Source organism: Nostoc sp. CHAB 5715, from assembly GCF_020829685.1.
GTDB lineage: Bacteria > Cyanobacteriota > Cyanobacteriia > Cyanobacteriales > Nostocaceae > Nostoc.
The window spans coordinates 1-2,165 of sequence record NZ_JAIVFR010001144.1; the positions used below are offsets into that span (position 1 = coordinate 1).

3 protein-coding genes are annotated in these 2,165 nt (G+C 45.4%); 1 reads left to right on the forward strand and 2 read right to left on the reverse strand.

Annotated features, from left to right (window positions below):
- Positions 1–41: 41 nt before the first annotated feature.
- Complete coding sequence (gene gloA, locus LC574_RS36970; RefSeq protein WP_229458596.1) at positions 42–476, reverse strand: lactoylglutathione lyase; 435 nt, start codon at positions 474–476, stop codon at positions 42–44.
- Positions 477–725: 249 nt separating this feature from the next.
- Between gloA and eno the strand changes: the two genes are divergently transcribed.
- Complete coding sequence (gene eno / locus LC574_RS36975; RefSeq protein WP_229458597.1) at positions 726–2,015, forward strand: phosphopyruvate hydratase; 1,290 nt, start codon at positions 726–728, stop codon at positions 2,013–2,015.
- On the opposite strand, the gene LC574_RS36980 is transcribed toward eno, so the two are convergent.
- The coding region (locus tag LC574_RS36980; protein ID WP_229458598.1) for a hypothetical protein at positions 1,982–2,165 on the reverse strand (184 nt) is incomplete at its 5' end. The genes eno and LC574_RS36980 overlap by 34 nt on opposite strands.

Below are 2,165 nucleotides of genomic sequence, written 5' to 3' on the forward strand. Positions count from 1 at the left end.
CTTAACCCAAGCGTATTGACTTATATTCTTAATTATAAGAATTACTGACTCACAACTTGCTCTTGCGATTCCTGTTGGACTGCTGACCCTTGAGTTCCTAGTTGAATCAGTTCAATTTTATACCCATCTGGATCTTCCACAAAAGCAATTACTGTCGAACCATGTTTCATCGGCCCTGGTTCGCGCACGACTTTACCGCCTTGATTGCGGATTTCCTGACATGTAGCGTAAATATCATCAACACCAAGGGCAATGTGACCGTAAGCATTACCCAATTCGTACTTTTCTACCCCCCAGTTGTAAGTTAGTTCTATTACCGAGTTATCGCTTTCGTCGCCGTAGCCAACAAAAGCCAGGGTAAATTCTCCCCCTGGATAATCTTTTCGGCGTAGTAATTTCATACCTAGAAGTTCACAGTAGAACTTTAAGGACTCTTCAAGGTTGCCCACCCGTAGCATTGTGTGTAGTAATCGCATATTGACCTTTTCTCTGTAATTGATTTAATGTTATTCTCTGCCAATATTTTACCTAGCTCAAAGTCTGAAGGTAGAAATGCCATCAGAGAAAGAATTAAAAGGTAAACGTTTTTGGTGTTGATCCCTATTCATATAATGGAAATCTTCTTTAATCTCAGCCAATAAAGTCTCTTAACCGCCTATGCTAGCGATTGGGCTAGGCAGATGGACTGTATGCGTAACACACAAAGGACAAAGGAGAAAGTACAGATGAGTAAATTTCTAGATACTGCAATTGTTGCGATCGCAGCCCGCGAAATTCTTGATTCACGCGGTAGACCAACAATTGAAGCCGAAGTGCATTTAGCCAACGGTGTTGTAGGACTGGCGCAGGTTCCCAGTGGTGCTTCTACTGGCACTTTTGAGGCTCACGAACTGCGTGATGGCGATAAAAGCCGTTATGGAGGCAAAGGCGTACTCAAGGCAGTACAGAACGTCAAAGAAGCACTTGCACCCCAATTGTTAGGCTTGGATGCCCTCAACCAAGAATTGCTAGACCGGACAATGATCGCTTTAGATGGTTCTGCTAACAAATCCAATTTGGGAGCTAATGCGATTTTGGGAGTTTCCCTAGCAGCAGCCAAAGCTGGTGCTGAGTCTTTAGGAATTCCTCTATATCGTTATTTGGGTGGCCCTTTAGCGAATTTGCTACCAGTGCCGTTGATGAACGTAATTAACGGTGGCGCACACGCATCAAATAACGTGGATTTTCAAGAGTTTATGATTGTCCCAATTGGCGCAACTTCCTTCCGGGAAGCATTGCGCTGGGGTGCAGAGGTGTTTGCTACCCTTAGTCAAGTATTAGATGAAAAGGGTTTGCTGACTGGTGTGGGCGATGAAGGCGGTTTTGCCCCTAACCTAGAATCTAATCAGGTGGCTTTGGAATTGCTGGTTGCTGCCATTAAGAAAGCTGGTTACAAGCCAGGCGAAGAAGTAGCTTTGGCGTTGGATGTGGCGGCTAGCGAATTTTACAAGAATGGCCAGTATGTTTACGATGGTAAACCTCACGCCCCGGCTGAATTTATTGATTATTTAGGACAACTAGTTGACCAATACCCAATTGTGTCAATTGAAGATGGCTTGCACGAAGAAGATTGGCAAAGTTGGCAATTGCTCACCCAGAAGTTAGGTTCGCGGGTGCAATTGGTAGGCGATGACTTATTTGTAACTAACGCCACTCGCTTGCAAAGAGGCATCCAGGAAAAAGTTGCTAATGCCATTTTGATTAAACTCAATCAAATTGGTTCACTCACCGAAACCTTGGAAACAATTGATTTAGCAACTCGCAACAGTATCCGTTCAGTAATTAGCCATCGTTCTGGTGAAACAGAAGACACAACGATCGCTGATTTAGCCGTAGCAACCCGTGCCGGTCAAATTAAAACAGGTTCCCTGTGTCGCAGCGAACGTGTAGCAAAATACAATCGCTTGCTGCGAATTGAAGATGAACTAGGCGATCGCGCCGTTTATACTGGTGCTGTGGGTTTAGGGCCGAAGTAGAGAGATGAGGGAGCAGGGGGAGCAGGGGGAGCAGAGGGAGATGAGGGAGATGAGGGAGAAGAATTAATAATCAATGCCCAATGCCCAATGCCCAATGCCCCATGCCCAATGCCCAATGCCCAATGCCCAATGCCCAATGCCCAATGCCCA

Bases quoted from the DNA above. Each gene is read 5' to 3' on its own strand.
- gloA (WP_229458596.1), bottom strand. From the start codon at position 476: ATGCGATTACTACACACAATGCTACGGGTGGGCAACCTTGAAGAGTCC.
- eno (WP_229458597.1), top strand. From the start codon at position 726: ATGAGTAAATTTCTAGATACTGCAATTGTTGCGATCGCAGCCCGCGAA.